Annotated in this window: 12 protein-coding genes and 3 pseudogenes; 6 read left to right on the top strand and 9 right to left on the bottom strand. The window is 66.3% G+C overall.

Annotation, left to right across the window (positions count from 1 at the left end):
- Position 1: 1 nt before the first annotated feature.
- The 6 genes from NMQ03_RS06030 to glyA all read right to left on the bottom strand — a co-directional run bounded on the left by NMQ03_RS06030 (position 2) and on the right by glyA (position 5,311).
- The gene (locus NMQ03_RS06030) at positions 2–565 is read right to left on the bottom strand and encodes a hypothetical protein (protein ID WP_255174835.1); all 564 of its coding nucleotides are present in this window, start codon (positions 563–565) and stop codon (positions 2–4) included.
- A 75-nt stretch (positions 566–640) separates the two neighbouring features.
- Positions 641–973 (bottom strand): SHOCT domain-containing protein, encoded by a 333-nt coding sequence (locus tag NMQ03_RS06025; protein ID WP_255174834.1) that lies wholly within the window; start codon positions 971–973, stop codon positions 641–643.
- Positions 974–1,124: 151 nt separating this feature from the next.
- Positions 1,125–1,790 (bottom strand): response regulator transcription factor, encoded by a 666-nt coding sequence (locus NMQ03_RS06020; protein WP_255174833.1) that lies wholly within the window; start codon positions 1,788–1,790, stop codon positions 1,125–1,127.
- The gene (locus NMQ03_RS06015; protein ID WP_255174832.1) at positions 1,787–2,923 is read right to left on the bottom strand and encodes a sensor histidine kinase; all 1,137 of its coding nucleotides are present in this window, start codon (positions 2,921–2,923) and stop codon (positions 1,787–1,789) included. Before NMQ03_RS06015 ends, NMQ03_RS06020 begins: the two co-directional genes overlap by 4 nt.
- Positions 2,924–3,106: 183 nt before the next feature.
- Positions 3,107–4,009 carry a bifunctional methylenetetrahydrofolate dehydrogenase/methenyltetrahydrofolate cyclohydrolase gene (locus NMQ03_RS06010; protein ID WP_255174831.1) on the bottom strand — a complete coding sequence of 301 codons (903 nt, stop codon included), beginning with the start codon at positions 4,007–4,009 and terminating at the stop codon, positions 3,107–3,109.
- A gap of 3 nt (positions 4,010–4,012) precedes the next feature.
- Positions 4,013–5,311 (bottom strand): serine hydroxymethyltransferase, encoded by a 1,299-nt coding sequence (gene glyA, locus NMQ03_RS06005; protein WP_159632581.1) that lies wholly within the window; start codon positions 5,309–5,311, stop codon positions 4,013–4,015.
- A gap of 276 nt (positions 5,312–5,587) precedes the next feature.
- Between glyA and purU the strand changes: the two genes are divergently transcribed.
- Both purU and NMQ03_RS05995 read left to right on the top strand, forming a co-directional pair.
- Complete coding sequence (gene purU, locus NMQ03_RS06000) at positions 5,588–6,448, top strand: formyltetrahydrofolate deformylase (protein WP_159632582.1); 861 nt, start codon at positions 5,588–5,590, stop codon at positions 6,446–6,448.
- A 40-nt stretch (positions 6,449–6,488) separates the two neighbouring features.
- Positions 6,489–7,005, top strand: a pseudogene (locus NMQ03_RS05995) (gamma carbonic anhydrase family protein).
- Here the strand turns inward: NMQ03_RS05995 and NMQ03_RS05990 are convergent.
- Together NMQ03_RS05990 and NMQ03_RS05985 are read right to left on the bottom strand one after the other, a co-directional pair.
- Positions 7,002–8,738, bottom strand: coding sequence for an NAD(P)/FAD-dependent oxidoreductase (locus NMQ03_RS05990; RefSeq protein ID WP_255174830.1), 1,737 nt, complete (start codon positions 8,736–8,738; stop codon positions 7,002–7,004). The pseudogene NMQ03_RS05995 and the gene NMQ03_RS05990 sit on opposite strands and share 4 nt — an antisense overlap.
- Positions 8,735–10,165 carry an amino acid permease gene (locus NMQ03_RS05985; protein WP_255174829.1) on the bottom strand — a complete coding sequence of 477 codons (1,431 nt, stop codon included), beginning with the start codon at positions 10,163–10,165 and terminating at the stop codon, positions 8,735–8,737. The genes NMQ03_RS05990 and NMQ03_RS05985 overlap by 4 nt, the downstream gene beginning before the upstream one ends.
- Positions 10,166–10,449: 284 nt before the next feature.
- Between NMQ03_RS05985 and NMQ03_RS05980 the strand changes: the two genes are divergently transcribed.
- Positions 10,450–12,066, top strand: coding sequence for a PucR family transcriptional regulator (locus NMQ03_RS05980; protein ID WP_255174828.1), 1,617 nt, complete (start codon positions 10,450–10,452; stop codon positions 12,064–12,066).
- 10 nt (positions 12,067–12,076) lie between these two features.
- Here NMQ03_RS05980 and NMQ03_RS05975 read toward each other — a convergent pair.
- Positions 12,077–12,936, bottom strand: a pseudogene (locus tag NMQ03_RS05975) (nitrilase-related carbon-nitrogen hydrolase).
- A 235-nt stretch (positions 12,937–13,171) separates the two neighbouring features.
- Between NMQ03_RS05975 and NMQ03_RS05970 the strand changes: the two are divergent.
- From NMQ03_RS05970 to mmsB, 3 genes and pseudogenes are all read left to right on the top strand, one after another.
- Positions 13,172–14,361, top strand: a pseudogene (locus tag NMQ03_RS05970) (ROK family transcriptional regulator).
- A gap of 131 nt (positions 14,362–14,492) precedes the next feature.
- Positions 14,493–16,049 carry a multiple monosaccharide ABC transporter ATP-binding protein gene (gene mmsA / locus NMQ03_RS05965; RefSeq protein ID WP_255174827.1) on the top strand — a complete coding sequence of 519 codons (1,557 nt, stop codon included), beginning with the start codon at positions 14,493–14,495 and terminating at the stop codon, positions 16,047–16,049.
- A gap of 45 nt (positions 16,050–16,094) precedes the next feature.
- A complete protein-coding gene (gene mmsB, locus NMQ03_RS05960; protein ID WP_255174826.1) occupies positions 16,095–17,381 on the top strand; it encodes a multiple monosaccharide ABC transporter permease in 1,287 nt (428 codons plus the stop codon).
- Positions 17,382–17,404 lie beyond the last annotated feature (23 nt).

Here is a 17,404-nt window from a genome sequence, read left to right as displayed (position 1 = left end):
TCTAGTCGATGATGGTTCCGGTCACCGGCTCTCCGCTGCCGCCGGAGGACTTGATCATGTCCCGGGCATTGGTGGCCGTGATCTCGATGGTCTCGAGCGCGCGGTTGATGGTGTCCTGGTTGGCGGCGGCGCCTTTGGCCCGTTCCTCTTCCACTACGCGGATCTGTACCTGGACGATTTTGAAGGAGTGGTCCAGTTTCAGGTCGCGCACTTCGTCGGCCTCGGTGCGTTCGTACACCACCCGGGTGCCCCCATGATCGGCCGATGCCTGCACCGGGGCGCGGCCGGTTGCGGTGTGGAAGGCGCTTTGTGCCTCGGACAGCTTGGCACCGGCTTTTTTGGCGGCCCGTTGGATGCTGAAGACCACGAAGGCGGCCAGTGCCAGCCAGAACGCGGCGATGACGGCAACAACCCAGCCCACGACGTCGTTCTGGTTGGCGGCGAAGATGACGGCCACAATGAACGCCGTCACCAGGACCATCAGGCCGGGCCCGCTGATCCGGAACATCGAAAAACCGGCCCTGGCGGGTTTGGCGGATGACGAGGAGCTGCCCAAAGTTCGCATGGAGCTATTGTCTCAAACGCCGGCCTGTGCTTCGGCCGCCTTCCACCGCCGGCGAACAGCTCCGGGCGGGCCGGGTCACTTCTGCCGCCGGTCCCCGCTGCGCAGGACCTCCATCCGTTGCCGGTACTCGGTCTCGTCAACCTCGCCCCGGGCATAGCGCTCACGCAGCACTCCTTCGGCCCCCTGGGCGGCTGCCCAGTGCTGGTTGCGGCGCCAGGTCCTGCGGGCCACGAAGATGAACAGCGCGATGACCAGGATCCAGAAGAGCGGGAACAACAGGAACCAGGGGGAAAAGGCACCGTGCCAGGGTCCATAGACGACCGTATCGGTAAGCACCTGCGCAGCCGCGGACAGGGCCGCAGTGGACAGTGCGGTGGTGGACAGTGCGGTGGTCAGTGAAGCCAACATTTTTTGTTCTCCAGACTCTCTTAACCGGCCGGGGATCCGGCCTTGTATCGAGTCTCGTTGCCGCACCCCGGCCGGGGCGTCCGGCGGCGGGAGTCACCTGCACCGGGCCGCGTACTCCCCGGGGAGTCCCGCTGCTGCTTCCCGTACGGACTCAGCCTGCCCAGCCGGGCCGGACCAGGCCGGATTCGTAGGCCAGCACCACCAGCTGCGCCCTGTCCCTGACCATCAGCTTCACCATGATCCGCGACACATGCGTCTTGGCCGTGAGCGGAGTGATGAACAGGCGACCGGCGATTTCCGCATTGTTCAAACCCTCCCCCACAAGCTGGAGGACTTCCCGCTCCCGGTCGGTGATGCGGTCCAGTGCCACCGGCGGTTCGGCGGCGCGGGAGTGCCGCGCCAGCTGGGCCATGATCCGCCGCGTCACCGAGGGCGAGAGCAGCGCATCGCCGTCGTGCACAATGCGGACTGCACGCAGCAGCTCGGCCGGTTCAGTGTCCTTGACCAGGAACCCGGCAGCCCCTGCCCGCACCGCCTCGGCGATGTAGTCGTCCAGCTCGAAGGTGGTGAGTATGACCACCCGGGTACCTGGCAGCGCCGCGTCGGAGAGGATCTGCCGTGTTGCCTCCAGGCCGTCAACGTCCGGCATGCGGATATCCATCAGGACCACGTCGGGATGCCACTGGCGGGCCAGCCGCACCGCGTCGCGCCCGGTCCCGCATTCGGCCACGACCGTCATGTCGGCTTCGGCGTCCAGCAGCGCCCGGAAGCCCGCGCGGATCAGGTTCTGGTCATCGGCCAGCAGGATGCTGATCATCCTGGTTCCTGCCCTGCACGGGCGGCCAGAGGGAGGACCGCGCGGACCCGCCAGCCCGTACCGGACTGCGCCGGCCCCAGCTCAAGCCTGCCGCCCAAAGCTGCCACCCGCTCCCGCATGCCGGTGATGCCGTTGCCTTCGGGTGCCGTGCCGGCCCCGGCGCCGTCGTCGTCAACGGTCACCAGCAGCTCCCCTTTCGCCGCGTGGATGGTGATCCGGGCTGTCCGCGCCCCGGAATGCCGGACCACATTGGTCAGGGCCTCCTGCACAATCCGGTACGCCGCTTCCTGGGCTGCAGCCGGAACGTGGTCCAGATCCGGGCCGGCCTGGAACCGGACATCGAGCCCGGCCCGCCGCGCGTTGTCAACGACTTCCGGGACCCGGCCCAGGCTGGGCCGGCTGGTGGGGCTCAACGGCGCATCTTCCCGGAGGACGCCCAGCAGCTGGCGGACTTCAGCCAATGATTCCCTGCTCGCTGCCTTGATGGTCTCCAGGGCAGGGCGGAACTGCGCCGGATCCTTCTCGCCCAGGTGCAGCGCCACCGAGGCCCGCACATTGATCAGGGAGAGCGAATGGGCCACCACGTCGTGGATGTCCCGCGCCAGGGCAAGCCGGTATTCGTCGCGGGCAGCCTGCTCCGCCGCGGCCTCCTGGCGGCGCCGTTCGGCCACCCGTTCGCCGCGGAACCGCACCCCTTCCCCGATCAGGACCAGGATGGCCAGCCATGAGGACCCGGCGAAGGCGCGGACGAACGCCGCTTCATCGCCGCTGCGCGCGGCGGCAAGAAACAAGGCCAGGATTCCCGCCACGGCCCCGGACCATGCCACAGCGCGCTTTCCGGCCGCCGCCGTCAGGATCAGTGCCAGCGCAAAGGACAGGACCACCGGGCCCCACGCGTAGCCCAGGGCAAGGTAGGCTGCGGTGGCCCCGGCGGCAACGGGCAGCATCACCAGCGGCGCGCGCCGGCGGAAAGCCAGCGCGCCGGGCCCCAGCAGCAGCAATGCCAGCGCCAGGGGGTCCAGCGGCGCGTGTCCGGGCTGCCGCACCGACGCGAACGCCGACCCCACCACCTGGATCACGGCGACCACCATCACGATGACGGCGGTGGGTGGTCCCCTGAAACGGCGCTGCATGGTCCGAGCCTATTCCCGCGGGCTGCGAAAGTAATCAGATGGGCGGCGTAGCGCCCGTACTCCCCCGGGAGTAGGTGCACGGCCGCGCCTGGCTTAGCCTGCGCTGCGGTTAAACGGCCGACGGCGGCCCGGCACCTTCCCTGCGAAAGGTACCGGGCCGCCGTCGAGCGCTTTGGGCCGGGACTACTCCCCGACGCCTGCTGCGCGTTCCGCAGCCTCCACAACGTTGGTCATCAGCAGCGCCACGGTCATGGGGCCCACTCCACCGGGGTTCGGTGAGATCCAGCCCGCCACCTCGGCAGCGGCAGGATCGATGTCCCCGTAGACCCGGCTCTTGCCGGTCTCCGGATCGGTCTCGCGGGTGACGCCGACGTCCAGCAGTGCAGCGCCCGGCTTTACGTCCGCGGCCTTGACGATGTGCTTCACGCCCGCCGCGCCCACGATGACGTCCGCCTGCTTCAGCAGCTCCGACAGGTTGGTGGTGCCGGTGTGGGTCAGGGTCACGGTGGCGTTGACGTCCCGCCGGGTGAGCAGCAGGCCGATCGAGCGGCCGATCGTGACGCCGCGGCCCACCACTACAACGTGCTTGCCGGCCAGGCTGTACCCGTTGCGCTCCAGCAGCTCGATGACACCCCGCGGGGTGCACGGCAGCGGCGTGGTGATCTTGTTGTTGACGTTGAGCACCAGCTTACCAAGGTTGGTGGGGTGCAGCCCGTCCGCGTCCTTGGCCGGGTCGATCCGCTCCAGGATGGCGTCTGTGTCCAGATGCTTGGGCAGCGGCAACTGCACGATGTACCCGTGGCAGGAGGGGTCTGCATTGAGTTCATCAATGAGGGCCTCCACCTGTTCCTGGGTGGCGTCCGCCGGGAGCTCGCGCTGGATGGAGTTCATGCCGATCTGCACCGACTGCTTGTGCTTCATGGAGACATACAGCTGCGAGGCAGGGTCAGCGCCTACCAGCACAGTGGCGATGCCCGGAGTGACGCCCTTGGCCTTGAGTGCGGCCACGCGTTCGGTCAGCTCGGCCTTGATGGCAGCGGCGGTGGCCTTGCCGTCAAGGATCTGTGCGGTTGTGGTTTCAGTCATTGCTTACCACTGCTCGTGCTGCGGGTAGAGCGGGAAGTCGGCCGCCAGCTTGTCCACGCGGGCCTGGAGTGCCTCGACGTCGGCGCTGCTGCCTGCCTTGAGGGCGGTGGCGATGATCTCGGCAACCTCGGTGAACTCGTTGGCACCGAAGCCGCGGGTGGCCAGGGCCGGGGTGCCGATGCGCAGGCCGGAGGTGACCATCGGCGGGCGCGGATCGAACGGCACGGCGTTGCGGTTGACGGTGATGCCGACGGAGTGCAGGAGGTCCTCGGCCTGCTGGCCGTCCAGCTGCGAGTTGCGCAGGTCAACCAGCACCAGGTGCACGTCCGTGCCGCCGGTGAGGACGGAGACGCCGGCTTCGGCGACGTCGGCCTGGTTCAGGCGGTCGGCGATGATCCTGGCGCCTTCCAGGACGCGCTCCTGGCGCTCCTTGAATTCCTGGGTGCCGGCGATCTTAAAGGCCACGGCCTTGGCAGCGATGACGTGCATCAGCGGGCCGCCCTGCTGGCCGGGGAAGACGCTGGAGTTCAGCTTCTTGGCCCACTGTTCCTTCGCAAGGATCACGCCCGAGCGGGGACCGGCCAGGGTCTTGTGCACGGTGGAGGTGACGACGTCGGAGTGCGGCACCGGGCTGGGGTGCAGCCCGGCTGCCACCAGGCCGGCGAAGTGGGCCATGTCGGTCCAGAGGAGCGCACCCACTTCATCGGCGATGGAGCGGAAGGCGGCGAAGTCAAGGTGGCGCGGGTAGGCGGACCAGCCGGCAATGATCACCTGGGGCTTTTCGGCGATGGCCTGCTCGCGGAGCTTGTCCATGTCGATCCGGAAGTTGTCTTCCTCCACCTGGTAGGCAGCCACATTGTACAGCTTGCCGGAGAAGTTCAGCTTCATGCCGTGGGTCAGGTGGCCGCCGTGGGCCAGGGACAGGCCCAGGATCTTGTCGCCGGGAGTGATCATGGCGGAGAGCGCGGCGGCGTTGGCCTGCGCACCGGAGTGCGGCTGGACGTTGGCGAACTCGGCGCCGAACAGGGCCTTAACCCGGTCGATGGCCAGCTGCTCTGCAACGTCGACGTATTCGCAGCCACCGTAGTAGCGGCGGCCCGGGTAGCCCTCGGCGTACTTGTTGGTCAGGACCGAGCCCTGGGCCTCCATCACGGCGCGGGGCGCGAAGTTCTCGGAAGCAATCATTTCCAGGGTGCCGCGCTGGCGGCCCAGCTCCTGGTCAAGGACTGCGGCGATTTCGGGGTCAAGCTCAGCCAGCGGCTGGTTGCTGACGGCTGTGGTTGAGGTGGCTGTAGTAGTCACGAAGAACTCCTGGCTAGGGATACGGGCACTGCTTAGGTCAGGCTACCGGCTGGCGCGCTTTCGCACCGCGTTGATGACAGGGCGTGAAAGCCCGAACATGGTGCTGCTGTGCTGACGCAGGGGCAACCCCAATTCCGGCAAGACATGACCCTCGGCCCAGGCGTACGATCCGTGGTCTTCGTGATTGCCGCTCCCTGGTGGTTAGCCACCCAACGCCAGTTGCGACCCTTCCAGCCTACCAAAACCGGCACCCGCGGCGCGGGTAGGCTATTACGCGTGAATCAAGAGCAGCTGAACCAAGCGTACGTCGTCACCCTGTCCTGCCCGGACCGCCCCGGAATCGTGCACGCCGTGGCCGGAGCCCTGCTGGTGGCAGGGTGCAACATCATGGACTCGCAGCAGTACGGCAGCCCTTCCACCGGCAACTTCTTCATGCGCGTGGAAGTGACCACTGCGGCACCCAAGTCCGAGCTGCGGGCGGCGCTGGAGCCGGTGGCGGAAGCGTTCTCCATGCAGTGGAACCTCGACACCGTCGGCGACAAGGTGCGCACCCTGGTGATGGCCAGCACCTCGGCCCACTGCCTCAACGACCTGCTCTTCCAGCAGCGTTCCGGCACTCTTCCCATTGAAATCCCCGCCATTGTCTCCAACCACCAGGACCTGGCAGGGCTCGCCGAGTTCTACGGCATCCCGTTCCACTACATCCCCGTGACCAGGGACACCAAGGTCCAGGCCGAGGACAAGCTCCGCGCCCTCATCGCCGAGCACGACATCCAGCTGACCGTCCTGGCCCGCTACATGCAGATCCTCTCCGACGAGCTCTGCACCGACCTGACCGGCAAGGCCATCAACATCCACCATTCGTTCCTGCCGTCCTTCAAGGGTGCCAAGCCGTACCACCAGGCGCATGCCCGCGGCGTGAAGCTGATCGGAGCCACGGCACACTATGTGACCGCGGCCCTGGACGAGGGGCCGATCATCGAGCAGGAAGTCATCCGCGTGGACCATGCGCGCACGCCCGAGCAGTTCGTGCAGATGGGCCGGGACGTGGAGGGCCGCACGCTGGTGCAGGCCGTGCAGTGGCATGCCGAGCACCGGGTGCTGCTGGACGGCAACCGTACGGTGGTCTTCAACTAGGTCGCAGCGGTTGGGTGGAGGGGTGGCTTAGGGTGAAGCCATGGCTCCTCTCTACCCTTTCGCCGGCAATTCCCCGGCTGTCCATGATTCAGCGTTCGTGGCCCCGTCGGCCTCGATCATCGGCAATGCCACCCTGGGCCCGGACGCCAGCGCCTTCTACGGCGTCTCCGTCCGCGCCGACACAGCGGCCATCACCGTGGGCGCCGGAAGCAACCTGCAGGACAATGTGGTGCTGCACGCCGACCCCGGCTTCCCCTGCACGGTGGGCCAGCGGGTCAGCGTGGGGCATGCCGCCGTCGTGCATGGCTGCACGGTGGAGGACGACTGCCTGATCGGCATGGGCGCCACCATCCTCAACGGTGCCGTGATCGGCGCTCGCTGGTTGCGGTAGCGCCGTGGTGCTGGAAGGAACAGTGGTTCCGCCCCGCTCGCTGGTGGCGGGCGTGCCCGCCAAGGTGCGCCGCGAACTCACGGATGAAGAGTTCGACGGCGTCCGCGCCAACGCGGCGCGCTACGTGGAGCTCGCGGCGAAACACCGCGAGCTCCACGCTGGCTAGTCGAGGCTGATTGGCCCGAACTGGTCCAGCAGGTCGCCCGGACCAGGGTTGCCCGGTGCCGATGACCCTCCCAGGTGTTTCACCACGCCCCACACCGCGTTCAGCCCGGTGGTCACGGCGCCCTCGGCCCAGCCGGCGGTGAAGGAGACGTCGTCGCCCGCCAGGAAAATGCCGCGCTGGGATTCCGGCAGCCTGTCCTGCTTGAAGTGCGTGAACAGCCGCTGCTGGTAGCGGTAATGCCCGGGCAGGTTCGCCTTGAAGGCGCCCATGAAGTTGGGGTCCGCCTCCCAGGACACGGTGATGGGCTGGCCCACGATGTGGCTGGCGATGTCAACGGTGGGGTAGATCTGCTCCAGCGAGTGCAGCATCAGCTCCACCCGCTCGTCGGCGTCCAGGGCCAGCCACTTAAGGGCGTCGTCATTCCAGGTGTAGGAGAGCAGGATGACGGCGGGCTGGTCCGGACCGTTGTCCAGCAGGTAGGTGGCCCGGTTGAGCCTGTCGGTCAGGGTCATCGACAGGGCCTCATGGCCCGTTGCGGGATCGATGTCCTTCCAGAAGGGCCGGTCCACCATGACGAAGGTCTTGGAGGACTGCATGTAGTGCGATTTCTCCATCGCGGTCCACAGTTCGGCGGGGAACAAGGCTTCCTCGGTGTGGATGCGGGTGGACAGCAGCCATGACTGGCAGGTGGTCACCACGGCCGGGTAGCTGGCCTCGCGGCCCCACCGTTCACGCACCCGCAGGTTTCCGTCCGGGTCCCGGCTGATCTTTCCGACCGCGCCGCGGGGCGAGCCGGAGTGCAGCGAGGCCAGGGAGGTGCCGGCGGGCCAGTGCACCATGTCCGACGGCGCGTGCTGCCACAGTGCCTCGGGCAGCCTCTGCGCTCCCCCGCGGATGAGCCGGTGCTGGTCGTCGGCATCCGTGTAGACCACGCGCAGGATTTCCAGGATGGAGTTGGGGAAATCGGTATCCCAGCCGCCGGTGCCAAACCCCACCTGGCCAAACGCCTCCCGGTGTGCGAACCCTGCCTTCTTAAAGGACTCGCTCGCGGCGATGAACCCGTAGAAGGTCTGCTCGTCCATGAGCGGGAGCAGTTCGTTCCAGAGTTCCTTGATCCTGGCCATGTTCCGGGCCTTGATGGCATCCTGCATCTCCGCGAACCTGGCGCCGTCGTTGACTGCGGCTTTCCAGGCGTCGGCCACTTCGCGGAAGAACGGCGGAAGGTCGCTTGGCTTTTCCGCGTAGTACTTCTTGCCTGCCAGTTCGATCACCGTGCTGGAAGTGGCCTCGGCAAGGGGGTTGGGGAAGTCCTGGGTCTCCAGGCCCAGCAGGTCCACGTAGTGGTAGAAAGCCTTGCCCGAGACTGGGAACCGCATCCCCCCGAGGTCAGCCACCACGCCGGGCGCTGCCGGGAAGTTGGCCGTGCGGAGCCGCCCGCCGATCTGGTCCGCTTCATAGACCACAGGCCGCAGCCCGAGTTTCATCAGTTCATAGGCGGTGACCAGCCCGGAAAGCCCGGCGCCGATCACGGCCACTTCCGTGCCGTACAGCTCCGGCGGGACTGCGCCCAGTCCGTCCGGGTGGTCGAGGTAGTGGTCGTAGCTGAACGGGAAATCGGGGTTCAACATAGTGATGGGCGCTGCCTGTCCCCCCGCGTCCCGCCCTGCCGCATCCGCCGGCGGCGTGGACGTGCTCGAGGGGTCGAAGGCGGGCAGTTCGGTGGCGATGGTCATGATTGTTCTGCTTTCACAGGTTCCTGGCTGGGGGCCTTGGCGGTCAGTTCACGGTAGTCGAGCTCGCTCAGGGCCGCTACCTTGGAGTTCCGGCGTCCATAGCCGAAGTAGATGGCGATACCGACGAGCATCCAGGCACCAAACACAACCCAGGTATCGGCGCCGAGGTTGGCCATCAGGTAGGCGCACATCAGCGTGCCCAGCACGGGGGTGGCAGGGTACAGCGGCACCCGGAAGCTGCGCTTCAAGTCCGGGCGGTTGCGGCGCAGGTAGATAACGGCCACGTTGACCAGCGCGAACGCGAACAGGGTTCCGATGCTGGTGGCGTCGGCCAGGGCGCCGAGCGGCACCAGCCCTGCGGTGAGGGCGACGGCGGTGCCCACGATCAGGGTACCGGCGGCCGGGGTGCCGGTGCGGGGTGAGACGCGGCTGAAGACCGGGGGAACCAGTCCATCCCGGGACATCGACATGAGGATGCGGGTCTGCCCGTACAGGACGGTGAGCACGATGCTGGCAATGGCCAGGACGGCGCCCACCGAGAAGACCAGCGCAATCCACGGCTGGTGCGTGGTCTCCTCAAGGATCTGGACCAGGGCGGCTTCGGTTCCGTCGAACCAGCCCCACGGGCGGGCGCCGATGGCGGCAACGGCCACCAGGACGTAGATGCTGGTGACGATCACCATGGACAGCAGGATGGCGCGGGGCAGGTCGCGCTTGGGGTTCCTGGCTTCCTCGCCGGCCGTGGAGGCGGCATCAAACCCAATATAGGAGAAGAACACCCTGGAAGCGGCGGCGGATACGCCTGCGGCCCCCATGGGCATGAGCGGCTCGAAGTTTCCTGCGTTGAAGGCGGTAAAAGCCACGGCGCAGAAGAACAGCAGGATGCCTACTTTGACGACGACGATGGCCGTGTTGATCCAGGCGCTTTCCCGAGCCCCGCGGACCAGCAGGACGGTGGCGAGCACGACGATGGCCACCGCCGGGACGTTCACCAGGCCGCCGTCGCCGGGAGGCTGCGACATCGCGTCGGGCAGCACCTGCCCGAACACGGCAAGCGTTTCGTTGACGTACTGGCCCGCGCCCACGGCCACGGCGGCCACGGAAACGGCGTATTCAAGGACAAGGCACCATCCGCAGATCCAGGCCATGCCCTCTCCCATGGTGGCGTAGGAATAGGAGTAGCTCGACCCTGCGGCCGGAACCAGGTCGGCCATCTCGGCGTACGACACCGCGGAGAGCAGCGCGGCCAGGCCGGCGATGATGAATGAAATCCAGATGGTAAGCCCGGCCAGCGGAACCGATTCGCCGAGGATCACCAGGATGCCCGTCCCCAGGGTGGCACCCACGCTGATCATCGTCAGGTGCAGAACGCCGAAGCTGCGCACCAGGCCGGTTCCCGCACCGGCACCTTCGGCTTCGCTGACCATTTGGCCTATCGGTTTACGCCGGAGCAACTGGGCCCGGAGGCCAGGCCGTCCGACGCTTGGCGCAATGGGTTTTTCGGTGGTCACAGGCACAGTCACCGTTGACGTCCCTTCAGAGTAGTTGTCGGTTTCCCCTCACCAACATTGGCATGTGAGCCAACTCTCAACCCGGTGCAAAATGACTTATAGTGATCCACCGTGAGACTTTATGCACAAACACAGCGGATCCTGCAATACGGCGCCTGCGGCCCCCGGGTGCGCCGGCTGCCGGAAGCCGGCCGACGCCGGTGCTAGCCACGACCGCTGAACCCGCGGAGTCCGGACGGCTGAGCTTCGTCACCCTCCAGCAGTTCCTTGACCAGCTGCCGCCGCTGTTGAAAACGCTCCACGACGGCGGCAGCGGCGGCCGTCTCCTGCGGTGGGTTGAACCCAGCGAACTGGAGGACCCCACACCCTACCTGCCCGAGGGTGAGTTCCTGCTCACCGCCGGGCTTCCCTTCCTGGGCGACGGCGGCACGCCGGCCAGGGTGGATGGGTATGTCCAGCGGCTGGTGGAGGCCAAGGTGGCGGCCCTCGGGTTCGGGATCAGGCCCTACTTCGATGCCGTCCCGGACGTGGTGCTGGACGCGTGCCGGCGGCACAACCTCACCCTGTTCGAGGTGCCTGAGTCGCTTCCGTTCGCGGCGATCGGCCTCCAGTTCTCACAGCTCCTGGAGACCGACAATGCCCGGGTTTTCCGACAGCTGGCGGAGACCAACCGGCAACTCATGCGGGCTGTCCTCTCACCCAGACCGGAGCATGAGCTGCTGGCCGCCCTGGTCCAGCGCGTGCCCGTATGGGCGGTCATGGTGGGGGCGGACGGCCGGGTCCGGGCACGCGGCACCAGTGCCGGCGGCAGCACCGCCGTCGAACTTTCCCTGCTCGAACCCATGCTGGAACGGCTGCTGTCCGGCCGCGGCCCGCGGGTGGAGATGGACGGCTTTGACCTGCCGGGCTCGGCGCTGGTGGTGGGCCACCCGCTGCGCAGCACCAAGGACGCCAATCTTGGTGCCCTGGTTCTGGGCTCCGACGTTCCGCTGACCCCTGCGCAGAACAACGTGGTCCAGTCCGCGGTCGGGTTGCTCGAGCTGCTGGTGCGGCAACGGACCAGCGGGTCACTGGCCCCGAGCCAGCTGGCCACCGCCGTCCTGCTGCACCCCGAAAGCCTCACCACGGGCGGCACCAAGCATGTAAACGGGCTCAAGGACCTGATGGCGCAGAGCCTTTCCTCCACCCGGTCCGCGCCCATGCGGGTTGTGCAGGGCATCAACGTGGAAGCACCCCATTGGCCGGCCGGTGACGGCCCGGTCCGGGAGCTGCTGCAGTGGCGCCGGATGCTCGACACAAAACTGGTGGAGATCACTGACTACGGGTTCGCCGCCGTGACCCGGCTCAGGGTGGATGATGCCCTGCTTGCCGATGTGGAGAAGCTCGGGTGGCGCCTGGTGGTCGGCGAACCGACCGAGCTCACGGACTTGCCCGCCGCCTACCAGCGCGCTACCTCCCTGCGCAGCCAGGTCCAGAGGAGCGGAGTGAGCATCCGGGCCGATGAGGTGTCCTGGTCGGTCACCGGACTGTTGGGCCGTGACGCCGGGACACTGCTGGCCCAACGCCTCCTGCGGCCGGTCCTGGCGCTGGAGCCGGACCGGCGCCATCCGCTGCTGGCAGTCCTCCGCGGCTGGCTCAGCGAGAACGGCAGCTGGGACGCGTCCGCCAAGCTGCTGGGCCTGCACCGGAACAGCGTACGGCGGCAGATCGGCGTCCTGGGTGAACTGCTCGAGATGGACCTGAACCAGGCACAGGTGCGGGCAGAGCTGTGGATTGCGCTGCAGTATGCAGACAACCTGGCAGGCAGGGCGGACTGACGGGCAGCGGCTACTCGCCGCTGCCCCCCGGGTGGCCCGGTTCCCGCAGTAGAGCTTCCTCCCACTCCCGGTACAGTCCGGGCCGGCGTTCCCGCAGGTACGGGACCTCATTGCGTGCTGCCCGGACGGCCTCCGCGCCCACCTCGGCAAACAGCAGCGCCGGGGCGTCGCGGCCTCGGCGAGGAGCGTCCCGTCGGGCCCCGCCACCACGCTTCCGCCACCAAAGGCGTAGGCGTCCTCGGTTCCGCAGTGGTTGGCATACGCCACAGTGAGCTGGCTTTCCAGCGCACGGGCGCGGACAAGCACCTGCGGCACTGCCTCGAAGCCGGCCGACAATGCGGTGGGCACCAGGACCAGCTCGGCGCCCCGGGAAGCAGCCGCCCGTGCGGCCTCCGGGAACTCGATGTCGTAGCAGATCAGCAGTGAGGTACGGATGCCGTGGAAATCCACGACGGCGGGAGGTTCCCCGGCTGCGACAAATGCCTCGCGTTCCTCACCGCCAAAGAGGTGCACCTTGGCGTAGTTGAGGATCTCCACGCCGTAGGCGTCCACCAGGGTGGCTGAGATGTGCCATCCGGCCGCACCGGCGGACTTCGGTTCGGCGCCCACCGGGGCGGGCAGGCTGTAGACGAGCGCGATCCTGTTCCGGCGCGCAATGTCCGCCAGGCGTCCGCGGATGGCGGGGAGGGCCGCCGGATCCAGTTCGCTGCGCAGCCGCAGCGGGGCGTAGCCCACGGGAAACAGTTCCGGCGTGAGCAGCACGTGGGCGCCGGCCTGCGCGGCCCGGCGGGCGGCATCGTCCACGATGCGCAGGTTTGCCCCAATATCCAGGACCACCGCGTTCGCCTGCAGGACGGAGAGCAGCATCATTACCACCTTCTTCATGCCCGTCCACGGGAACGTGGCTGGGCTGGACTGTTTCCGCCTACCAGCCTAGCCAGCCGCAGACGGTGGATGACGGGTCGTTTGGACCCACCCGCACGCAGGCCGGGACGGAATGCACGGGGATTCGGTCGGAGCCCTGCGTACCGTTGCCAACTGCGTCCGCCGGAGTCATGCGTTAACTTCTTGACTACAAGCGCAGCGGTAGGGCAATCTTCTTAGCATGTCCGCAACTACGCGCTCAACGAGGAGCAAACCTAAAAATCCCGGATCGCAGTCCGCCCTGCGGCAGCTGAACCAACAGCGGATTATCGAGACCCTGATGGGCGGCCCGTCCACCCAGGCGGAACTGGCCCGGCAGACGGGGCTGTCCACCGCCACGGTCTCCAACATCGTCAAGATCATGCTCAATTCGGGCCTGGCATCCACCGAGCCGATCACCAGTTCCGGGCGGCGGGCACTGAACGTGCGGCTGAACAGCAACGGCGCCGTGGCCGTGGGCATCGACTTCGACCGGCGGCACCTGCGGGTGGTCCTCGCCTCGCTCAGCTACCACGTCATCGCCGAAGAATCGATAATGCTCCCCCTGGGCCACCAGGCGGATGACGGTATCCAGGCCGCGGTGGCGGTGCTGGAGAAACTGTTGCGGGAAAGCGGGGTGGAGCGCTCCTCGGTAGTGGGCGCGGCGTCGGCATTCCGGGCCCCATCGACCGCCGGACCGGGACGGTGGCCCAGGGCGCAATCCTTCCCGAATGGGTGGGCATCAACATCCTCCAGCACCTTGAGGAAACCTTGAGAATTCCCGTGTTTGTTGACAATGACGCCAACCTTGGCGCCTGGTCCGAGGTGACGTGGGGGCAGCACTCCGGGGTCAGCAACCTGATGTTCATGAAAATCGGATCGGGCATCGGCGCCGGCCTGATCCTCAACGGCGCCCCCTACTACGGCAACGTGGGAATCACCGGCGAAATAGGGCACGCGACCATCCATGAGCAGGGCCTGGTGTGCCGTTGCGGCAACCGCGGCTGCCTGGAAACCATCGCCTCCACCACCACCATGATCGAGCTCCTCAGCCGCGGCGAAGACCCTCCGATGACTCCGGCTGACATTGTCCGCAAAGCCCTGAACCGGGACTCCGCCACCCTTCGCGTCGTGGACGATGCCGGACTGGCCGTGGGCCGCGCACTGGGCAACGTGGCCAACCTGATCAACCCCGAGGTCATCGTGGTGGGAGGACCCCTGGCGGGCCTTGGCGACATCCTGCTGGACCCCATCCGCAGAGGATTGATCCGCCATGCAGTGCCGGTAATCGGTGAGACGACAACCCTCACCATGTCCTCGCTCGGCGACCGTGCAGAGGCCTTGGGAGCGGCTGCCCTCGTCTTCCAGCACGCCGGCATCCGGAAGCCCTAGACCATTTCGTTATCCGGTAATTGCGTTAAAGACTTGACGACAATAGCTGTGATCCAGTTTACTTTTGGTTCAGACGGCCCTGCGCTTTGCTTACCGGACAAAGAAGTCATTGCATTGGAGGGTTAGGGTTCATGACGTCCCAGACCACGCACACGGATCCGGTCATCCTCGAGATGCGGTCCATCACCAAGGAATTCCCCGGCGTTAAAGCCTTGTCGAATGTGAGCCTTAGGGTGAAGGCCGGCGAGATCCACGCCATCTGCGGCGAAAACGGCGCAGGCAAGTCCACGCTCATGAAGGTCCTGTCCGGCGTGTACCCGTACGGAAGCTACGACGGCGACATCGTTTACCAGGGACAGGTCCAGCAGTTCCGGGACATCCGCGCCAGCGAGCACGCGGGCATTGTGATCATCCACCAGGAACTCGCACTGATCCCCGAACTGTCCATCATGGAGAACATCTTCCTGGGCAACGAACCCACCAAGCGCGGCGTGATCGACTGGGCCGAGGCCCGGCTGCGGTCCCTGGACCTCCTGGCGCGTGTGGGCCTGCGGGACGACCCCGACACCCCCATCAAGGAAATCGGTGTCGGCAAGCAGCAGCTGGTGGAAATCGCCAAGGCCCTGAACAAGTCCGTGAAGATCCTCATCCTGGACGAGCCCACCGCGGCCCTGAACGAATCGGACTCACAGCACCTGCTGGACCTGATGCTGGGCCTAAAGGCCAAGGGCATTACCTCAATCATCATTTCCCACAAGCTCAACGAGATCGAGCAGATCGCCGACTCCATCACCATTATTCGCGACGGCCAGTCCATTGAGACCCTTGACGTCAAGGCTGACGGCGTCGACGAGGACCGGATCATCAAGGGCATGGTGGGCCGCACCCTCGAATCCCGGTTCCCGGACCACACCCCCAAAATCGGGGAAGTGTTTTTCGAGGTCAAGGACTGGACCGTGGGCCACCCGGCCGTCCAGGACCGCCTCGTGTGCAAGGGTTCCAACTTTTTCGTCCGCCGTGGCGAGATCGTGGGATTTGCCGGCCTGATGGGGGCAGGACGCACGGAATTGGCCCGATCAGTCTTCGGAAGGTCCTACGGCAGGTTCGTAAGCGGCCACATTTACAAGGACGGCCGCGAGGTCACGCTCAAGAATGTCCGCCAGGCCATCGACGCCGGGCTGGGCTACGTCACCGAGGACCGCAAGACCCTGGGCCTGAACCTGCTCGACGACATCAAGACCACCACCGTGGCGGCGAACCTGAGGAAAGTCAGCCACAACTTTGTGGTCGACGCCAACCAGGAGTTCACGGTGGCGGAGGAATACCGCAAATCCCTGCGCACCAAGACGCCCTCCGTGGAGGAAGGCGTGGCCAAACTCTCCGGCGGCAACCAGCAGAAGGTTGTGTTGGCCAAGTGGATGTTCACCGATCCCGACCTGCTGATCCTGGATGAGCCCACGCGCGGCATCGACGTCGGGGCAAAGTACGAGATCTACGGCATCATTCAGCAGCTGGCCAACCAGGGCAAGGGAGTCATCGTCATCTCCTCGGAGCTCCCCGAACTCCTGGGCCTGTCCGACCGCATCTACACGATCTTCGAAGGCGCCATCACCGGCGTCCTGAACAAAGACGAGGCCACTCAGGAAAGCCTGATGAAGCTGATGACCTCCGCCCGCAAAGCCGCCTGACCCTCTGGCCCATTCCAGAACCTTCCGGACACAAGGACTGAAACCATGAACGCCCTCAAGAAGCTTTTTGGTGGGAATACCCGCCAATTCGGCATGATCTTCGCCCTGGTGGCGCTGATCATCTTCTTCCAGATTGCCACCCAAGGCCGGACGCTTACCTCCGGCAACGTCATCAACCTCTTCAACGGCAACTCCTACATCCTCATCCTGGCCATCGGCATGGTGCTGGTGATCATTGCCGGACACATCGACCTCTCCGTCGGCTCGGTCGCGGCTTTCGTGGGCGTCACCGTGGCCCTGGCTATCCGAGACTGGGGTATTCCCTGGTATGCCGGGGTCCTCCTCGGCCTGCTCCTGGGTGCCCTGATCGGTGCCTGGCAGGGCTGGTGGACCGCGTACGTCGGAATCCCGGCGTTCATCGTGACGCTGGCCGGCATGCTCCTCTTCCGCGGCTTCAACCAGTTCGTGGGCAAGTCCAACACCATCCCCGTCCCCTCGGACTTCCAGTACCTGGGCTCCGGCTACCTGCCCGAAGTAGGACCCAACATCGGTTACAACAACCTGACCCTGCTGCTCGGCCTTGCCGCCGCTGCCTTCGTGGTTGTCAGCGAACTCCGGTCCCGCGCCAGGGCCAAGGCACTCGGTGCTGAAGTTCCAGAAATGTGGGTCACCGTCCTCAAGCTGGTCCTCGTCTGCGCCGCCATTCTCTACGCCACATACCTGTTCGCCACGGGCCGTCCGGGCACGTCCTTCCCCATCCCGGGCCTCATCCTGGCCGTCCTGGTCCTGATCTACGGCTTCATCTCCTCCCGCACGGTCATCGGCCGCCACGTTTACGCAGTGGGTGGCAACCGCCATGCAGCAGAGCTCTCCGGCGTCCAGTCCAAGAAGGTCAACTTCCTGGTCATGATGAACATGTCCATCCTGGTAAGCCTGGTAAGCATGATCTTCGTCGGCCGGTCCACCGCATCAGGTCCGTTCGATGGTGTCGGCTGGGAACTTGACGCCATCGCGGCAGTCTTCATCGGCGGCGCCGCTGTTACCGGCGGCGTAGGCACCGTGATTGGGTCCATCATCGGTGGCCTGGTCATGGCAGTGCTCAACAACGGCCTGCAGCTCCTGGGCGTCGGCGCCGACCTTACCCAGATCATCAAGGGCCTGGTGCTCCTGATCGCCGTCGCCTTCGACGTCTACAACAAATCCCAGGGCAAGACCTCGATCATCGGCATGCTGACCAGGAACTTCAACCGTCCCTCCGGCAGTGGCCCGAGCAACCCGCTCCAGCCCGACGAGACCACCTCCACCAAGGAAGCGATCGCCAGGGAAGCCTGAGCTCGCGCGACCTGACCGAGTTA

Origin of the sequence: Arthrobacter sp. DNA4 (assembly GCF_024362385.1) — a bacterium.
Classification (GTDB): domain Bacteria; phylum Actinomycetota; class Actinomycetes; order Actinomycetales; family Micrococcaceae; genus Arthrobacter.
The sequence above is the reverse complement of the archived record's forward strand: the minus strand, read 5'-3'. Positions and strand labels throughout refer to the sequence as shown.

Coding starts and splice junctions, on each gene's coding strand:
- NMQ03_RS06030 (WP_255174835.1), bottom strand. CDS start 565: ATGCGAACTTTGGGCAGCTCCTCGTCATCCGCCAAACCCGCCAGGGCC.
- NMQ03_RS06025 (WP_255174834.1), bottom strand. CDS start 973: ATGTTGGCTTCACTGACCACCGCACTGTCCACCACCGCACTGTCCACT.
- NMQ03_RS06020 (WP_255174833.1), bottom strand. CDS start 1,790: ATGATCAGCATCCTGCTGGCCGATGACCAGAACCTGATCCGCGCGGGC.
- NMQ03_RS06015 (WP_255174832.1), bottom strand. CDS start 2,923: ATGCAGCGCCGTTTCAGGGGACCACCCACCGCCGTCATCGTGATGGTG.
- NMQ03_RS06010 (WP_255174831.1), bottom strand. CDS start 4,009: ATGACTGAAACCACAACCGCACAGATCCTTGACGGCAAGGCCACCGCC.
- NMQ03_RS05990 (WP_255174830.1), bottom strand. CDS start 8,738: ATGACCATCGCCACCGAACTGCCCGCCTTCGACCCCTCGAGCACGTCC.
- NMQ03_RS05985 (WP_255174829.1), bottom strand. CDS start 10,165: ATGGTCAGCGAAGCCGAAGGTGCCGGTGCGGGAACCGGCCTGGTGCGC.
- mmsA (WP_255174827.1), top strand. CDS start 14,493: ATGACGTCCCAGACCACGCACACGGATCCGGTCATCCTCGAGATGCGG.
- mmsB (WP_255174826.1), top strand. CDS start 16,095: ATGAACGCCCTCAAGAAGCTTTTTGGTGGGAATACCCGCCAATTCGGC.